Origin of the sequence: Zwartia sp., assembly GCF_049655405.1 — a bacterium.
In the GTDB taxonomy this organism is placed as follows: Bacteria; Pseudomonadota; Gammaproteobacteria; order Burkholderiales; family Burkholderiaceae_B; genus Zwartia.
Genome location: NZ_JBASJR010000009.1, coordinates 215,558 through 231,855, shown reverse-complemented (window position 1 = coordinate 231,855; position 16,298 = coordinate 215,558). Strand labels below are relative to the sequence as shown.

Below are 16,298 nucleotides of genomic sequence, written 5' to 3'. Positions count from 1 at the left end.
GTACGTTTAGTCAGAGCCAAGCGATAACTTGTTGGGCATACGCTTTTCAATGGAGGACTTGAGCAGCGCTGCACAGCGATAGAAGCCATGCGCGAACTTACCGTAAGGCATCGTGAGGAACAGAGCCATCACAATGCCAAGGTGGATCGCCAACAGCAGTGCCATCGCGCCGGTGTCGCGCCAAATCAAAAGCGCCAAGCCTGTCAGGCTTGTCAAGAAGAGCAAAGCGATAAAGCCGCGGTCCATCGGTTTCTGCGCAGCATCGCCGTGCAAGGGTGAGCGCTTAAGGTTGAGCGAGAGCAGGCCGATCGGGCCAATCAACAGACCGATACCGCCGACAGTCCCAAGGATCACTGGGATGCTGGTGTAGTCATAGGGTGCTTGCCAGCCAAAAACGTAGTGATAAAGCGTGGCGACGGAAGTTGAAGCAAAACACAACATAAAGCCGTAAAAGGTCAGATGATGATAGCGGCGGCGACGCAGCGTAAAGCGGTCATCCTCGTCGTTACAGCCTTCACCGTGGCCGCCGTCAAGATACTTGAGCTTGAGGGCGTAATGGGCTGCTTCACCGACTGCAACACCGCTTGCTTGACCTGGGGTAATTTCGCGCCAGAAGCGGATGACACCTATGAGTATGGCAAGGATTGAAAAGCCAAAGACTGACCCAAAGAGGACAACTAAGGTGTTGTGTGGGAACACTGCGTAAAAGTTGCCTGCCAAAGGCTCATGCCAAAGCGAGCCTGTTGAGAGCAGCGCCAACACTAAGAAAAGCGCTAAACCGAATGCCATCGACATGGCGACAGTGAGTCCGTTGCGCTTGTACAAGGAGCCCAATGCCGCCGGCCAAGCAAAGTCGGTGTAGGTCTCCAGACGCACCTTTGCCATGGCTTGTGGCACGTTCACCATGAACTCATGCGGGGGTGCGTACTGACACGCGTGCAGACAGGCGCCACAGTTGTGACACAGGTTAGCCAAGTAGTTGAGGTCTGCCTTGTTGTCAAAACTTAGGCGGCGAGTCATTGCAGGGAACACCGCACAAAAACCCTCACAGTAACGGCACGCGTTACAAATTTGCATTTGACGTGCGACTTCAGCTTCGTTTTCAGTGATACCTTTTTGGTGCCACTTGATGGAGTGCTCAGACGCACCCGCCAGATTTTGTGCTTCGCGGGTCAGTGATTCAAGCTGCTGCATGCTGTACTGCTCCTTCTTTCATTTTTTTTGCGGCGAGTGCGGCTTGTGTGCCGGCGATTCGACCAAATGCTGTACCGATCGACATGCCGACACCTGCCGTGTAGCCCTTGCCCAAAACGTTGCCGGCGTTGATTTCACCTGCTGCGAACATGTTGGGACTTGCTTTGCCGTCAAAGAACACGCTGGCTTTTTCGTCGGTGGTCAGTCCGAAATAAGTAAACGTCACGCCAGGGCGTACGGCGTATCCATAGAACGGTCCTGTATCGATTGGTCGCGCCCAGTGGGTTTTCTCTGGTTGCACGCCCTCAGTGTGACAGTCGTCCTGAATCGTATGATCAAAGGTGCCCACCTTACAGGCGGCATTAAAGCCGTTCACTGTATTCATAAAGGTGTCCACGTCAAGCCCAAGTTTGCTGGCCAGTTCGGGCAATGTGTCGGCTTTGACGCCGTCAAACACGGGAGGCATAAAACGACCAACTGATTTGGCATCGATGATTGAGTAGGCAATTTGTCCGGGTTGCATCGCAACCAGACGGCCCCACAGTGCATAGCGCTTGGGCCAGAAATCCTCACCTTCGTCGTAGAAGCGCTTGGCTTCGCGGTTGACGACAATGCCGAGCGATACGCAATCAATGCGTGTACAGATTCCGCCGTCATAGAGCGGCGCTCTGGCATCGATGGCCACGCAGTGAGCTTGGGTCATGTCACCCATAGTATCTGCGCCTTCGCGCATCATGACTTTAAGGACGACACCCATGTTGTAGCGAGTACCGCGAATCAAAAAGTTGTCGGCAGGCCATTCGCCGCGCTCGTTTTGACCCCAGGCTTCACGCAACCATTCACGGTCAGACTCGAAGCCTCCACAACCCAGTACGACTGAGTGACCCTCGTAACGTTTGTTACCCACTTTTGCTGCGATGAATTTACCGTCTTTAATTTCTAAATCGTCAACGGGTGAGTCATACAAAATATCAATGCCGAGATTTTCTGCGCTGCGGTAATACGCGTTCACTAAGGCCTTTCCGCCACCCATAAAAAAGGCGTTGGTTCGGGCAACGTGGAGGGTGCCGGACAACGATGGCTGGAAACGCACGCCGTGCTTTTGCATCCATGGCCGGCAGGTCGAGGACTCGCGGATCACCATCCGGGCGAGTTTTTCGTTGGTGATGCCGCCGGTGACCTTTAGCAAATCTTGCCAATATTCTTCTTCGGGGTAGGCTTCAACCAGGACGTCTTGTGGCGCGTCATGCATGCAACGCAAGTTGCGTGTGTGCTGAGAATTTCCGCCTCGCCACTCTTTGGGCGATGCCTCTAGGATCAAGACGCTTGCACCCGCCTCACGGGCCATCAAAGCGCTACACAGGGCGGCATTGCCACCTCCAACTACGACTACGTCCCACATGTTCTTGCCTCGCGGTGTTTTTTGTTCGCGTTGAGATTGAATAAAAACGTGGCACATTGTAGGGGAATGTGGGGGTGCCGTGGAGGGGGGGCTATGGGTTTTGGGGTATTAGGTAATAAGCAACCAGGTGCGGCTTGTTGCGTGGGCGGCGGCGGACGGGTGGGCTTTGCCCACTTCCCTCGTTGTACGCTTGCTGGCTGATCGGCCCCGAACTCGGCCCTTTGGGCCTCAGACAGACGGAGCCGATTTGTTGCCAGCTGTGCGTAATACTCGGCCTTTCCTTGACGCTCCCCCACGCAACAAGCCGCCCCAGTTTGCTTGGTCTAGAAATACTTAAGTTAGAGGCACGTCAGGACGAGCCTCAAAATATGTCTGCAGAGGCAAGATCGACTCCGCTTGTTTGAGGCCCGTTCGGGCCGAGTTCGGAGTCGATGCGTCTGCAGGCATATTTTGAGGGAAGTGGGCAACGCCCACCCGTCCACCGGGCCTCTAACTTAAGTATTTCTAGAGCAACCTAAACAGAGAGATGTTTGCGTACCGACTCGCTATCCATTTCTGAGCGATCGCCAGAAGCCACCACTTCGCCTCTCGACAACACCACAAAGCGATCGGCCAGCTCCCGGGCAAAGTCAAAATATTGTTCACATAAGAGAATTGCAATATCTCCCCTGTTGCGCAATAAATTAATGACGCGTCCGATATCTTTGATGATGGAAGGCTGGATGCCCTCGGTGGGCTCGTCAAAGATAATCAGTTTGGGGTCTGAGACAAGAGCCCGCGCGATAGCGAGTTGTTGTTGCTGTCCCCCAGACAGGTCTCCGCCACGACGTTTGAGCATGGTGCGCAATACTGGAAACAGATCAAATACCTCTTCTTTAATATCATGTGCCTCGCGACTAGGTTTGGTCGCCATGCCCATCAGGATATTTTCCTCGACGGTTAGCCGCGCAAAAATCTCCCGCCCCTGAGGAACGTAAGCCATGCCGAGTTTCGCTCTGGCGTGAGGCGGCAAACCACTAATGTTTTGACCTGAAAATGAGATAGAGCCAGAGGAGATGCTTTGAACACCCATCAAGCATTTTAAAAGCGTTGTTTTCCCGACGCCGTTGCGACCCAACAACGCCATGCACTCGCCTTGTTTAACGGAGAGGGATATGCCGCGAAGAGTGTGGCTGCTGCCATAAGACTGATGAATATTTTGTATGTCCAGCATGATGCTACCGCCCTAGATACACTTCAATGACCCGCGGATCTTCTTGAACTTGCTGCATCGTGCCCTCAGCAAGCACTGAACCCTCGCACAACACAGTGACTTTGCCGCCTTGGGCGATTTGGGTCACAAAGTCCATGTCATGCTCGACAACCACGAGGGAGTGCTTGCCGCGCAATTCATTTAACAGCTCCCCGGTTCGCTCTGTTTCCGCATCTGTCATGCCAGCAACAGGTTCATCCAGTAAAAGTAATAGAGGCTCTTGCATCAGGAGCATGCCAATTTCAAGCCATTGTTTTTGGCCGTGAGACAACAGTCCGGCAGCGCGATATTGCTCAGCACTGAGACGAAGCATGTCGAGTGTTGCTGCAATTTTGTCGCGCTCTGTGCTGTTGAGTCGCGCAAAGAGGGTAGACTTGACTCCCTTGTTGGCCTTCATCGCCAGTTCAAGATTTTCAAAAACAGAGTGATGTTCAAAAACGGTTGGACGTTGAAATTTTCTGCCGATTCCTGCGTCAGCGATTTGCGCTTCGCTGAGTATAGAGAGATCGTAATTTTGTCCGAAAAATGCAGTACCGGAGGTCGCGCGTGTTTTGCCGGTAATCACATCCATCATGGTTGTTTTACCGGCACCGTTTGGGCCAATAATGCAACGCAGCTCGCCCACCCCAATATCGAGTGACAAATTATTGAGCGCCCTAAAACCATCAAAGACGACACTGATGGAATCTAAATACAAAATCGCACCATGCGTGGTATCTACCCCACTATGTTTCGGGCGACCATAAGACACCGCTCCGCCCGCGCTTCCGTGCTGCAGTGTTTCGTCTTCGGTCATGACAGATGCTTGAGTTGTCATGATTTCAATCTCTTGAAGCGCTGTCCTAGCTGCCGAGCCAGTCCAACAATACCTTGTGGAAGAAAAAGCGTCACCAAAACAAAAATAAGACCAAGTGCATAAAGCCAAAACTCAGGAAAGACGCTTGTAAACCAAGTTTTTAGGCCATTGATAGTGCCCGCTCCAATAATCGGACCAATCAAGGTACCTCTTCCGCCAGTCGCAACCCAAATCACCATTTCGATAGAGTTTTCCGTCGACATTTCGTTAGGATTGATGATGCCGACTTGAGGCACATACAAGGCGCCTGCGATGGCACAGAGGATGGCCGAGACGGTCCAGATGAAGAGCTTAAAACCGAGAGGCTCATAACCTAAAAATCGCAATCGACTTTCTGAATCGCGGATCGCAGTGAGGACACGTCCTAACTTTGATTGTGTAATGGCGCGCGCAATGATCAAAGAGGCCAGCAGCACAGCAAGGCTCACCCAATACAACACTGCGCGCGTGTCTGCTGCAGTAATGTCGAAGCCAAGAATTCGTTTGAAATCAGTAAAGCCGTTATTTCCGCCAAAACCGGTTTCATTACGAAAGAACAACAGCATGGCTGCGAAAGTTAACGCTTGGGTAATGATTGAAAAATAAACACCTTTAATCCGTGAACGAAACGCAAAATATCCAAACAGAAAGGCGAGTAACCCTGGCACGAGGACAACAAGCAGCATGGCGTACCAAAAGTGTTCGGTGAACGACCAGAACCACGGGAATGTTTTCCAGCTAAGAAAGCCCATAAAGTCAGGCAACATCTCGGGAGATGCTTTGGCCGCTCGCATGAGATACATGCCATGCGCATAGCCACCCAGCGCGAAAAATAAACCATGACCCAGCGACAGAATACCCGTATAGCCCCATACGAGATCGAGCGCTAAGGCCGCAAGCGCATAGCATAAAAATTTACCAATTAAGGCGATCGCAAAGGACGAGATATGTAAGGGATGTCCAGCGGGGAATAGTAAGTTCAGCGCAGGCAAGCTGGCTAATAGGGCAACGACGATCGCAATGCCTGTCCAAGCTTTCCGGGAATAGAGGGCGGGAGGCTGCTGCTGAGAAGTATTCATCATTAAAGAACTCATTCTGCGCTCCTGCCTTTTGGAGCAAAGAGCCCCTGCGGACGCTTTTGAACAAACAAAACGATGAACAATAGAATCGCGATTTTGGCGATCACGGCACCCCAAAAAGGCTCGATTATTTTGTTTAAAACTCCTAGACCGAGCGCTGCGACAACAGTGCCAGCTAGTTGACCGACACCGCCAAGCACCACCACCATAAATGAGTCCACGATGTAGCCTCTGCCAAGGTCGGGGCCAACGTTGCTGAGCTGTGACAATGCGACGCCGGCGAGACCAGCAATGCCAGAACCCAGGCCGAAGGCCAGCATGTCGATGCGGCCAGTTGGCACACCCACACAATCAGCCATGCGTCTATTTTGTGTGATGGCACGCACAAACAAACCTAAGCGTGTGAAATTCAAGACTAACCACACTGCGACCACGATACAGAATGCAAAGCCGATAATGACGAGACGGTTGTAGCTCAGTGTCAGGTCGCCCAATATGGTGATGCCGCCACTCATCCAGCTGGGATTGGCGACCTCGACGTTCTGCGCACCGAAAATGCTTCTGACCGCCTGCATCAACATTAAGCTGATACCCCAGGTCGCCAGTAATGTTTCAAGCGGGCGACCGTAAAGCCATCGAATCACCGTACGCTCAAGGGCCATACCGACGAGTGCAGTCATTAAAAAAGCGACCGGTAAGGCGGCCAACACATACCAATCAATCCATCCTGGCAGCCATTGTTTGAACAAACTCTGCACAATATATGTGGCATACGCACCGATCATTAGCAGTTCGCCATGTGCCATGTTGATCACCCCCATTAACCCAAAGGTGATCGCGAGTCCCAGTGCTGCCAGCAACAAAACACTCCCTAGGCTAACGCCAAAAAAAATGTTTCCGACCCAACTCACGAGCGTCTGGTGTTGCTCGATTTGAGCCAGTGCTTTTTTAGCGGCGGTTCGGACTGAATCGTCAGATTCATTAAATTGACCAGCACTATTTGCAGTCACGAGCCCAAGCAGCGCAGGTTTGAAGGCAGCATTTTTGCTGTCACCTAATGCCATGACGGCATTGCGGCGAACGGAGGGCTCAGGGCTCTTTAACGCGGCACTGGCTAGCGCGACTTCAAGGGCGCGTTTAATCGCAGGATCTTTTTCAAGATTGAGCGCACGCTCAATGACGGATGCGCGCGAAGGATCCGCTTCCTTTTGAAGCCTTTGCGCGGCTGCGAGTCGGATATTCGGATGCGGGGAAAATAATTCTGAACTGGCGAGCGCGGATTGCAAGGCGCGCCTTAAGCGATTGTTGAGCGTTAGAGGTTGTGCATCGCTTGGTGGCGCGATGATTTCTCCAGTTGCGGGGTTGAGCGCTTGCTCGCGATTGCGAGCAAGCAACACTGTTCCGTCAGAGGTAATCAGAACGTTGCCGTCCCCCAGAGCAGCCAACACTGCGGCTGCGCCAGGAGTCGAGAGAAGTCCCAGTGCTGTAATGGCTTTGGATCGGTCTTCGTTGCTGTCGCTTGCTAAGCCGTTTAGTACTTGCCGATCGACCACGTCTGCGGCAAAGCTCAATTGCAGCGGTAATACTAGCAAAACAGCCAGCAACCATCTTTTCCAAGAGGGATAAGTCAAAGACATAGTGGGACATTCTCATGTTGTTAAATTAAAGCCCTTGTTTTCCTTCATTACCTGCGATGTATGGACTCCAAGGTTGCGCGCGGATTGGTCCCTTGCTTTTCCAGACCACGCTGAACTGTCCATTTGCCTGAATTTCGCCGATGTAGACGGGCTTATGCAGGTGATGATTGGTTTTGTCCATTTCGATCGTGTAGCCATCTGGTGCGGCAAATTTTTGACCTGCCATGGCCGCGATCACCTTGTCTGTATCGAGGGATTTCGCTTGCTCGACGGCTTGCTTCCACATGTGAATACCGATGTAGGTGGCTTCCATGGGGTCATTGGTCACAGCCGTGGCATTGTTAGGCAGGTTCTTCGACTTTGCATAGGCTTTCCATTTCGCCACAAATTCTGCATTGACTGGATTTTTGAGGGACTCAAAATAATTCCAAGCCGCGAGGTGACCGACGAGTGGTTTGGTATCCACACCCCGCAGTTCCTCTTCGCCCACAGAGAAAGCAACCACTGGCACGTCTGTCGCCTTCAGGCCTGCATTGCCAAGTTCTTTATAAAACGGTACGTTTGAATCACCGTTGATTGTTGAGACAACGGCTGTTTTCCCACCGGCTGAAAACTTCTTGATATTGGCCACGATCGTTTGATAATCAGAGTGGCCGAAAGGCGTGTATATCTCCTCAATGTCGCTGTCTTTGACACCTTTTGATTTCAAAAAGGCGCGCAAAATTTTATTGGTGGTGCGGGGGTAGACATAGTCCGTACCAAGCAGAACAAAGCGCTTGGCACCGCCGCCGTCCTCACTCATTAAATATTCGACAGCAGGGATGGCTTGCTGGTTTGGTGCTGCACCTGTGTAAAACACATTTTTCTCGAGTTCTTCACCTTCGTATTGAACGGGGTAGAACAAGAGACTGTTGAGCTCTTTAAATACAGGCAGTACAGACTTGCGTGACACAGAGGTCCAGCAACCGAACACCACCGATACTTTATTTTGTGCAATCAGCTCTCGGGCTTTTTCAGCGAAGAGTGGCCAGTTTGACGCGGGGTCCACAATAACGGGCTCGAGCTTCTTGCCCATGACTCCGCCTTTTGCGTTGATTTCTTCGATCGTCATCAGCGCAACATCTTTAAGCGATGTCTCTGAAATCGCCATGGTTCCTGACAACGAATGCAAAATTCCGACCTTGATTGTGTCTTGCGCAAAAGCGGCTGGCATCCAGCCCGTCATGGCTAAGAGGCTTGCTGCGGTAAGCTGTTTCAGTGCGAGTCTGCGTTGCATCTTTAAACTCCTGGTTCTGTTCGTGCCGGGGTTGTCGGCGAGGTGGGAGAACTGCATATCGTCCAAAGGCTGGCAGCTATGCATATGCTTTTAAAGCAAGAGTCGTGCCAAGTTGGCATTTCATTACGGTTTTATGTATGAGTAATGGCGCTTTGGTGGCGATGACTGTAGATAAGCGCATCAGGACGAGCCGAATAAAACACCCCTCATGTGCAAAATCGGCTCCGTCTGTCTGAGACCCGCCAGGGTCGAGTTCGGAGCCGATGCACAGGAGGGGTGTTTTGTGAGGGAAGTGGGCAACGCCCACCCGTCCAACGCGCTTGTCTACAGTCATCGCCACCAAAGCTGTACAAGCCAGATGCGACGATGTAAGCCAATGAGGCATGAATGCCCCTATTTGGCGCATTGGCAATAAAATCGTGCACACTATTCAATGGCGTAACATAAGCGCACCAAGATCAGCACATCAAGATCCACTCCCCAGAAAGCCAAGCCGCATGAACACAGATCACTCCCAGCCGACAGGCTTGAACGACCCGGACACCATCGCGATGTCAGCGCGCATCGGACGCATCCAGCAACGCATGGCCGAAGCATGCGCACGGGTGGGGCGCGATCCAAGCGAGGTCACGCTGCTGCCTGTCAGTAAAACTTTCGACGATCAGGCGATCCGACGCGCGGTTAGCCTTGGATACAACAGGTTTGGAGAAAACCGTACGCAAGAGATTGGACAAAAAGCTCCACTCTTGGCAGATTGCGATATTCAGTGGGTCGTGATTGGTCAGCTTCAAACGAATAAAGCGAAAGAAGTCGCCCGCCTTGCCCATGAGTTGCAGTCTTTAGATCGAATGGAGCTGGCTGAAGCGCTAGACCGTCGACTTCAGCTTGAAGGTCGCTCCATTGATGTGTTGGTTCAGGTCAAAACCTCGCCAGAGGAAACCAAGGCTGGACTCGATCCTGACGAACTCATTCCATTTTTGCGACAACTCAGTGGTTTTCAGACCATGCGAGTGCGCGGCTTGATGACGATGGCGATTTTGTCTGAAGATCAAAGCGCGGTTCGCCGTTGTTTCGCGCAATTGCGGACCTTGCGAGATCAGGCTCGGCAAGAGGGCATTGTCGGAATAGAGCTGGACCGTTTGTCGATGGGCATGAGTGGCGACTTTGAGCTCGCCATCGAAGAAGGCTCAACAGAAATCCGCGTAGGCTCTGCGATTTTTGGCGCAAGAGATTACCCAGCCTAATGCCGAGTGCCCCATGCGTGGATGCTCACACATTACTTGAGAGTGATCACACCACGCATCACAGGAGAATGTCCGGCGAAAGTGCAGACAAAGCCGTAGCGCTCGCCCGGCACCAGTTTTTCCATGTCAAACGTGACGGACGTTGACTCTCCGCCACCCACTACACCCGTGTGCGCGAGGACTCGGGTATCTTTCGGATCGACATAATTGTGATCAGCTCCTGCGAGCATCCCTGTACGCGCGACGCCGTCTAAATCACTGAGCTTTGCTAATACCCAGTTGTGCCCCATGGCCAGTTTGGGTAGACGGCCTGTATGTTTAAGCGTCACCATGAATGTTTTACATGCAAGCGGAATCTCGATTTTTTCTGGCGTAAAACGAAGTGCATCATCACTTTCAATCGTGGCCGCACAGTTTTGCGCAGAGGCAAGACCGCCTGCCAGACAAAGCGCACTGGCGATTACAGCGTTTCGCCATATTTTCGACTGAAGAAAAAAAGTATGCATAGGATGGATCACTTTTTAGGACCGTCGGCGGGTTCGAACAATCCGACCATTGGGTCGGCGCTCAATGTCGCCATTTAACTCAAGAGAGAGCAGCTCACACTGCAAGATCGCAGGCAACAAATTTGTGCGCTGTTGCAGCGTGTCCTCTGAAACAGGATCGTAGCCGATTGCGTCCCAGACAGGTGAGCACGGTTCAGCTTTCGCTGCGGCGTCCCCAGTCAACACAGTTGTGGATGTTGCTTGTGTGGCATGTTCAGCGAAGTTCAAGGCGGGCACATGCGCTGCGCCGAGCTCGTCCAAGATGTCCTCGGCGCGCTCGACCAGCTTGGCGCCCTCTTGAATGAGGGCGTGTGGTCCGCGCGAAAGGGGCGAGACAATCGATCCCGGAATCGCAAACACCTCTCGATTCATTTCGACAGCCAGTTTGGCTGTGAGTAGCGAGCCACTTTTAAGTGCGGCTTCGACCACCAGTACACCATGTGAAAGTCCCGCCACAATCCGATTGCGACGCGGAAAGTGATGCGGACGTGCTGGGGTACCGAGAGGAAATTCCGTGAGAAGCAAGCCGCGCGCGTTAAGAATCCGGCGCGCGAGCTCGGCATGATGGCGCGGATAGACTATATCGGCTCCTGTGCCGAGTACCGCGATGGTGCCGCCGCTTGTCGGACCTGCTTGGAGGGCACCGCGGTGAGCGGCAGCATCAACTCCCTGCGCCAAGCCGCTGATGACGCACCAGCCACGGCGGGCAAGTGTGCAGGCAAAATCGCTCGCATGTTCAAGGCCGTCCGCGGTGGCATTGCGTGCGCCGACGATGGCGAGTGCAGGCTGTTGTAGTCGGTCGAGATCGCCCTTTGCGTATAGCACTGTGGGCGCATCGGCAGTGTGCCGCAGTTGTGCTGGGTATTGAGCCTGATCGGGGGTCAAAATAAACTGGTCTGGTTCGAGTGCCCACTGAAGTGCTAGGTGAATTTGACGCGTAACCGCTTCGCCTCTGGCTGCGAGCAAGCCTTCGCAGATCGCTTTTGGAACGTGCGCGGCGAGTTGTTGAGGCGAACATTGCTCAACCGCTTGTGGGCAAGAAAAGTGGCTCAGTAGACGTTGCGCTGAAATGGGGCCAAGTCCAGGGGTCATGCTCAAGCGTAGCCAAGCGGTGAGCATTTCGGTCGAAAGTGTGTGAGGCATGCACCGAGTCTGACATAGGCATCGCGCTGTAAAGGGATAAAAGAGTCTCAGAAATACCCCTTAAAACATGCGGAATCATGCGGATTGCATCGAATTATTGGCGTTATTAATTTAAAATCATCATAAGTTGTGTAAATACATGGTCTTTCACTATGGCTCTGCTGAACATTCTGAACTATCCCGATAAGCGCTTGCATACGGTAGCGAAACCTGTGCGCGTGGTGGATGAGCGCATCCGCAAACTTGTCGCTGATATGACTGAAACGATGTACGAGGCTCCTGGTGTTGGCTTGGCTGCTACCCAAGTCGACGTGCACGAACGCGTAGTGGTCATCGATGTCAGCGAAGATAAAAGTGATTTGCGTGTACTGATTAATCCCGAAGTCTTGAGCGCCAGCGAAGAAAAGAAAACCTACGAAGAAGGTTGTCTATCGGTGCCCGGTGTCTATGACGAAGTGGATCGTCCTGCCAAAATCCGCGTGCGTGCACTCAATCTGCAGGGTGAGCCTTATGAATTCGAGGCCGACGGACTCTTGGCTGTATGTGTCCAGCATGAGTTGGATCACTTGAACGGCAAGGTCTTTGTGCAGCATCTGTCGCTGTTGAAGCAGACACGCTTGAAAGCCAAGCTGCGTAAAGAGCAGCGCGAACTGGAGCGGGTATAACCCTCACATGCACACTGAGACTCTCGGTTACATTGCCGCATTTTTGACGACAGCCGCCTTTTTTCCGCAAACGATCAAAACCATTAAGTCTCGCGATACAGCGTCGATTTCTTTAGCCATGTACGTGATGTTCACAACGGGCATTGCATTATGGCTAGGCTACGCATTTTTGATCGAATCAATGCCAATGATCATTGCCAACATCATCACCTTTGTCTTGTCTTCGACAATTTTGGTGTTAAAGCTTAGCGAGAAGTCGCCGACCAACCGGTAATAAATATTGAAGCTGGCTGGCGTTTGCCGCCTGGTCGCTGCAATTCCAATAAGCGCAGTATCCCTTGTCCTGTGGCGATATCAATACCATCGGCACTGATATTCAATACCTGTGCGAAACCGTCATTGCCCTTAGAGGCCGATGTTGCGTGGTCGGTTAAGGCAATGGCATTCCAAACTTTGACTGGTTCAGCAATGCCAGGCAATCTAACCGTAGCGCCTGGCGCGGGATTAAACGCTCGGATGCGACGCGCCAGCAGTTCTGCGGGTGCTTGTAAATCTAAAGCAGCTTCGGCTTTGTCGAGCTTGGAGGCATATGTCACGCCTGCCTCTGGTTGGGCTGTGGCGGTGAGTGTGCCGGAGGGCAGTTCTCGTAACGCTTGCACAATCAGACGCGCCCCTTGCTCTGCAAGCTTGTCGTGAAGGCTGGACGCATTGTCATGCGCCACGATATCTAAGGGCTCGACTAGCAACATCGCGCCAGTGTCGAGACCCTCGTCCATTTGCATAATGGTGACGCCCGTTTGTAGGTCACCGGCCTCAATCGAACGCTGAATCGGAGCAGCGCCGCGCCAGCGCGGCAACAGGCTCGCATGGATATTGAGGCAGCCATATCGAGGCGTTTGTAATACCCAGGTCGGTAGAATCAAGCCGAAGGCGGCTACCACCAGCACGTCAAGTTGCGCCTGTTGTAGGGCCAGTTGCGCTGCTTGCGCATCCTCGGGATATTTGCCGTCCAGGCGCAGACTGCGTGGCTGCAAAACAGGAATGTCGTGTTCGAGCGCGAGTTGCTTGACTGCGCTTGGGGTCAGCTTGAGTCCACGTCCTGAGGGACGATCTGGCTGTGTGAGAACGAGCGGCACTGTAAACCCTGCGTTCAAAATGGCGTGCAAGGCCAGTTTGGAAAATTCAGGTGTTCCAGCAAAGCCGACACGCATCACATCAAGATCCAATCTTTTCTGCCCAGAGATCGTATTCGTCTGAGTCCGTCACGCGTGCGCGAATGAGATCGCCTGGCTTGAGAGGGGTATCGCTTTCAACGTACACGCAGCCGTCAATTTCAGGGGCGTCCGCGCTAGAGCGTCCAACGGCGCCGTCTTCGTCGACTTCGTCAATCAACACATCGATTTCGCGGCCAACGCGTTTGGCCAGACGCTCGGTCGAAATGGCTTGTTGATGCGCCATAAAGCGATCCCAACGCTCTTGTTTAACCTCGTCCGGGACTGCGCCCTCAAGCGCATTGGCCGGAGCGCCTTCAACAGGGGAGTACTGGAAGCAGCCCACGCGATCGAGTTGTGCTTCTGACATCCAGTCCAGCAAGTATTGGAAGTCGCTTTCGGTTTCGCCTGGAAAACCCACAATAAAGGTTGAGCGCAAGGTGATGTCAGGACACTGCTCTCGCCATTTGTGAATACGCGCCATGGTTTTGTCTTCAAAGGCGGGACGTTTCATCGCCTTGAGAATACGTGGGCTGGCATGTTGGAAGGGGATGTCCAAATAAGGCAGGATCTTGCCTTCGGCCATCAGCGGGATGACCTCGTCGACGTGCGGATACGGATATACGTAGTGCAGGCGAACCCAGATGTCGAGCTCAGACAAGGCGGAGCACAGCTCGGTCATGCGTGTTTTGACAGGGCGTCCGTTCCAGAAGCCACTGCGATATTTGACGTCGACACCGTAGGCGCTCGTGTCTTGCGAGATGACGAGCAGCTCTTTGACGCCGGCTTTGGCCAGACGCTGCGCCTCATCCAGCACATCACCGACAGGGCGGCTGACTAAGTCGCCACGCATGGAAGGAATAATGCAGAAGCTGCAGCGGTGGTTACAGCCCTCCGAGATTTTTAAGTATGCGTAATGGCGAGGCGTGAGTTTGATGCCTTGTGGGGGCACCAGATCCAGAAAGGGATCATGTGAAGCATTGGGCGGCGCAGCTTCGTGGACGGCGCGCACAACCTGTTCGTATTGTTGGGGGCCAGTCACTGCCAGTACGCTTGGGTGTACGGCTCGGATGACAGACTCTTCGACGCCCATGCAGCCCGTCACAATGACGCGACCATTTTCCGCGATGGCTTCACCGATTGCGTCGAGCGATTCGGCTTTGGCGCTGTCAATAAAACCACAGGTGTTGACCACGACCACATCGGCGTTGTTGTAGTCGGGAACGATTTGATAGCCCTCCGTCCGCAACTGCGTGAGGATACGTTCTGAGTCCACAAGTGCTTTGGGACAACCGAGACTGACAAAACCGACTTTGGGCGAAGACATAATGAGTGACCTAGCGAGTCGTAACCCGCGTTGAACAGGCGGTGATTTTACCTTGCGTGGCGGCGAAAACCGGCTTTATGACAGATGTTGTGATGCGCCCATCAAACAGACCCTCTAAAGACCCTACAATTGAGGGATGAATCCAGTCACTCCTGCCTTATCTCATTCTTTGCTGGCTGCAGCCAGTTCCGTTGCCGCCGTAGAGTCCGGTCAGTCTCTGACCGAGGCGCTCGCCGACGTTCACCCAGATTTACGGCCTGCCGCACAAGCACTTGCTTTTTATGCCATGCGTCACTGGGGCATGGCCAAAGCCTTACGGCGCACACTCGTTGAGCGCGAGCCGCCTAGCGCGACCATGTATGCCTTGATCGGTTTGAGCTTGCTGCTTTTGGACGCTTCCATTCGTGCCCAAGAAGAGACGCCTGCCGAAGGCACGCCAATTTATGGCGCGCACACGCTGGTTGATCAGGCGGTTCAGGCGACGCAATGGCACCGCTCGACCGCTTCGTTTAAAGGCCTGGTTAATGCGGTATTGAGACGATTTCAGCGCGAGCGTGCCGACATTTTGGCGAAAGTCGCTAATGATCTGGAGGCCAAGTGGAATCACCCTAAATGGTGGATAGAGAGCTTACAAAAAACGTATCCTCAGGACTGGCAGGCGCTGTTAGTGGCGGCCAACACGCATCCGCCGTTGACGCTGCGTGTCAACGTGCGTGCGACAACTCGTGAGGCTGTGCTCCAAGCCTTTTCGGAACAAGGCATTCAAGCGACAGCTTTTGGCGAAGCCGGACTGGTCTTGCAGGTGCCTAGGCCGATTACGTCCTTGCCAGGCTATGCACAGGGCTGGTGGTCTGTGCAGGATGCGGGGGCTCAGCTCGCAGCCCCTATGCTGGACGTCAAAGACGGTATGCAAGTGTTGGATGCATGTGCAGCACCAGGGGGTAAGACCGCCCATTTGCTGGAGTTGGCAAAGGTTGACTTAACGGCGCTTGACGTTGATGCGGTGCGTCTTGAGCGTGTGCATCAAAATCTCAAACGCTTGGGCTTAATGCGGCGCGGGATTCGTCTGGTCGCCGAGAGTGCGATCAAAACCCATGTGTGGTGGGATGGCAAACCGTTCGATGCTGTTTTGGCTGATTTGCCCTGTACGGCGTCTGGAATTGTGAGCCGACACCCTGATATCCGATGGTTACGTCGAGCCCAAGACGTTCAACAGACTGCGAAGCTCGCCAGAGAAATTTTGGATTCGCTCTGGAGTGTGGTCGCGCCTGGTGGCAAACTATTGATGGTGACTTGCTCGATTTTTCCCGAAGAAGGTGAAAAACAAGCGCAAGCGTTTGCTGCGCGTCATGCGCAAGCCGAGAGATTGAGTGCGCCGGGACAGCTCTTGCCGCATTTGCCTGATGCGGAGCATCCTGCTGGCTATGATGGTTTCTTTTATGCGTTGTTTACTCGAAAAGCTTAGGCATTGAACAGATGACTGCTGAA

General features: G+C 53.2%; 16 protein-coding genes. 4 read left to right on the top strand and 12 right to left on the bottom strand.

The annotated features are described in order from the left end of the window. Positions 1-6 precede the first annotated feature (6 nt). The 8 genes from tcuB to WBJ47_RS06915 form a co-directional block, all read right to left on the bottom strand. Positions 7-1,194, bottom strand: a complete 1,188-nt coding sequence (tcuB, locus tag WBJ47_RS06950) for a tricarballylate utilization 4Fe-4S protein TcuB (RefSeq protein ID WP_422242861.1) — start codon at positions 1,192-1,194, stop codon at positions 7-9. Next, positions 1,181-2,596 carry an FAD-dependent tricarballylate dehydrogenase TcuA gene (tcuA, locus tag WBJ47_RS06945; RefSeq protein WP_422242860.1) on the bottom strand — a complete coding sequence of 472 codons (1,416 nt, stop codon included), beginning with the start codon at positions 2,594-2,596 and terminating at the stop codon, positions 1,181-1,183. The genes tcuB and tcuA overlap by 14 nt, the downstream gene beginning before the upstream one ends. A 514-nt stretch (positions 2,597-3,110) precedes the next feature. After that, positions 3,111-3,809, bottom strand: a complete 699-nt coding sequence (urtE, locus tag WBJ47_RS06940; protein ID WP_422242859.1) for an urea ABC transporter ATP-binding subunit UrtE — start codon at positions 3,807-3,809, stop codon at positions 3,111-3,113. A 4-nt stretch (positions 3,810-3,813) separates the two neighbouring features. Continuing rightward, positions 3,814-4,644, bottom strand: coding sequence for an urea ABC transporter ATP-binding protein UrtD (gene urtD, locus WBJ47_RS06935; RefSeq protein ID WP_422242980.1), 831 nt, complete (start codon positions 4,642-4,644; stop codon positions 3,814-3,816). 17 nt (positions 4,645-4,661) lie between these two features. Next, positions 4,662-5,765, bottom strand: a complete 1,104-nt coding sequence (urtC, locus tag WBJ47_RS06930; protein ID WP_422242858.1) for an urea ABC transporter permease subunit UrtC — start codon at positions 5,763-5,765, stop codon at positions 4,662-4,664. 8 nt (positions 5,766-5,773) lie between these two features. Next, positions 5,774-7,399, bottom strand: a complete 1,626-nt coding sequence (gene urtB / locus WBJ47_RS06925) for an urea ABC transporter permease subunit UrtB (RefSeq protein ID WP_422242857.1) — start codon at positions 7,397-7,399, stop codon at positions 5,774-5,776. Positions 7,400-7,424: 25 nt separating this feature from the next. Further along, positions 7,425-8,675, bottom strand: coding sequence for an urea ABC transporter substrate-binding protein (gene urtA, locus WBJ47_RS06920; protein ID WP_422242856.1), 1,251 nt, complete (start codon positions 8,673-8,675; stop codon positions 7,425-7,427). 76 nt (positions 8,676-8,751) lie between these two features. Further along, positions 8,752-9,060 (bottom strand): hypothetical protein, encoded by a 309-nt coding sequence (locus WBJ47_RS06915; RefSeq protein WP_422242855.1) that lies wholly within the window; start codon positions 9,058-9,060, stop codon positions 8,752-8,754. Between the two features lie 166 nt (positions 9,061-9,226). Between WBJ47_RS06915 and WBJ47_RS06910 the strand changes: the two genes are divergently transcribed. Continuing rightward, positions 9,227-9,919 carry a YggS family pyridoxal phosphate-dependent enzyme gene (locus WBJ47_RS06910; RefSeq protein ID WP_422242979.1) on the top strand — a complete coding sequence of 231 codons (693 nt, stop codon included), beginning with the start codon at positions 9,227-9,229 and terminating at the stop codon, positions 9,917-9,919. Between the two features lie 32 nt (positions 9,920-9,951). Here WBJ47_RS06910 and azu read toward each other — a convergent pair whose 3' ends face one another. Further along, positions 9,952-10,425, bottom strand: coding sequence for an azurin (azu, locus tag WBJ47_RS06905; RefSeq protein ID WP_422242854.1), 474 nt, complete (start codon positions 10,423-10,425; stop codon positions 9,952-9,954). A gap of 15 nt (positions 10,426-10,440) precedes the next feature. Next, positions 10,441-11,607 (bottom strand): DNA-processing protein DprA, encoded by a 1,167-nt coding sequence (gene dprA, locus WBJ47_RS06900; RefSeq protein ID WP_422242853.1) that lies wholly within the window; start codon positions 11,605-11,607, stop codon positions 10,441-10,443. A gap of 152 nt (positions 11,608-11,759) precedes the next feature. On the opposite strand from dprA, the gene def reads away from it, so the two are divergent. Next, positions 11,760-12,272: a peptide deformylase gene (gene def / locus WBJ47_RS06895; RefSeq protein WP_422242852.1), complete on the top strand. Its 513-nt coding sequence runs from the start codon at positions 11,760-11,762 to the stop codon at positions 12,270-12,272. A gap of 7 nt (positions 12,273-12,279) precedes the next feature. Next, positions 12,280-12,546 carry a SemiSWEET transporter gene (locus tag WBJ47_RS06890; RefSeq protein ID WP_422242851.1) on the top strand — a complete coding sequence of 89 codons (267 nt, stop codon included), beginning with the start codon at positions 12,280-12,282 and terminating at the stop codon, positions 12,544-12,546. Here the strand turns inward: WBJ47_RS06890 and fmt are convergent. After that, positions 12,518-13,483: a methionyl-tRNA formyltransferase gene (gene fmt, locus WBJ47_RS06885; protein WP_422242850.1), complete on the bottom strand. Its 966-nt coding sequence runs from the start codon at positions 13,481-13,483 to the stop codon at positions 12,518-12,520. The two genes, WBJ47_RS06890 and fmt, sit on opposite strands and share 29 nt — an antisense overlap. Before the next feature lie 4 nt (positions 13,484-13,487). Further along, positions 13,488-14,810: a 30S ribosomal protein S12 methylthiotransferase RimO gene (rimO, locus tag WBJ47_RS06880; protein ID WP_422242849.1), complete on the bottom strand. Its 1,323-nt coding sequence runs from the start codon at positions 14,808-14,810 to the stop codon at positions 13,488-13,490. Between the two features lie 136 nt (positions 14,811-14,946). Here rimO and rsmB point away from each other — a divergent pair, with 136 nt between their 5' ends. After that, positions 14,947-16,275 carry a 16S rRNA (cytosine(967)-C(5))-methyltransferase RsmB gene (rsmB, locus tag WBJ47_RS06875; RefSeq protein ID WP_422242848.1) on the top strand — a complete coding sequence of 443 codons (1,329 nt, stop codon included), beginning with the start codon at positions 14,947-14,949 and terminating at the stop codon, positions 16,273-16,275. The last annotated feature ends 23 nt before the right edge of the window (positions 16,276-16,298 follow it).

Bases quoted from the DNA above. Each gene is read 5' to 3' on its own strand.
- tcuB (WP_422242861.1), bottom strand. From the start codon at position 1,194: ATGCAGCAGCTTGAATCACTGACCCGCGAAGCACAAAATCTGGCGGGT.
- tcuA (WP_422242860.1), bottom strand. From the start codon at position 2,596: ATGTGGGACGTAGTCGTAGTTGGAGGTGGCAATGCCGCCCTGTGTAGC.
- urtE (WP_422242859.1), bottom strand. From the start codon at position 3,809: ATGCTGGACATACAAAATATTCATCAGTCTTATGGCAGCAGCCACACT.
- urtD (WP_422242980.1), bottom strand. From the start codon at position 4,644: ATGACCGAAGACGAAACACTGCAGCACGGAAGCGCGGGCGGAGCGGTG.
- urtC (WP_422242858.1), bottom strand. From the start codon at position 5,765: ATGATGAATACTTCTCAGCAGCAGCCTCCCGCCCTCTATTCCCGGAAA.
- urtB (WP_422242857.1), bottom strand. From the start codon at position 7,399: ATGTCTTTGACTTATCCCTCTTGGAAAAGATGGTTGCTGGCTGTTTTG.
- urtA (WP_422242856.1), bottom strand. From the start codon at position 8,675: ATGCAACGCAGACTCGCACTGAAACAGCTTACCGCAGCAAGCCTCTTA.
- WBJ47_RS06915 (WP_422242855.1), bottom strand. From the start codon at position 9,060: ATGCCTCATTGGCTTACATCGTCGCATCTGGCTTGTACAGCTTTGGTG.
- WBJ47_RS06910 (WP_422242979.1), top strand. From the start codon at position 9,227: ATGTCAGCGCGCATCGGACGCATCCAGCAACGCATGGCCGAAGCATGC.
- azu (WP_422242854.1), bottom strand. From the start codon at position 10,425: ATGCATACTTTTTTTCTTCAGTCGAAAATATGGCGAAACGCTGTAATC.
- dprA (WP_422242853.1), bottom strand. From the start codon at position 11,607: ATGCCTCACACACTTTCGACCGAAATGCTCACCGCTTGGCTACGCTTG.
- def (WP_422242852.1), top strand. From the start codon at position 11,760: ATGGCTCTGCTGAACATTCTGAACTATCCCGATAAGCGCTTGCATACG.
- WBJ47_RS06890 (WP_422242851.1), top strand. From the start codon at position 12,280: ATGCACACTGAGACTCTCGGTTACATTGCCGCATTTTTGACGACAGCC.
- fmt (WP_422242850.1), bottom strand. From the start codon at position 13,483: ATGCGTGTCGGCTTTGCTGGAACACCTGAATTTTCCAAACTGGCCTTG.
- rimO (WP_422242849.1), bottom strand. From the start codon at position 14,810: ATGTCTTCGCCCAAAGTCGGTTTTGTCAGTCTCGGTTGTCCCAAAGCA.
- rsmB (WP_422242848.1), top strand. From the start codon at position 14,947: ATGAATCCAGTCACTCCTGCCTTATCTCATTCTTTGCTGGCTGCAGCC.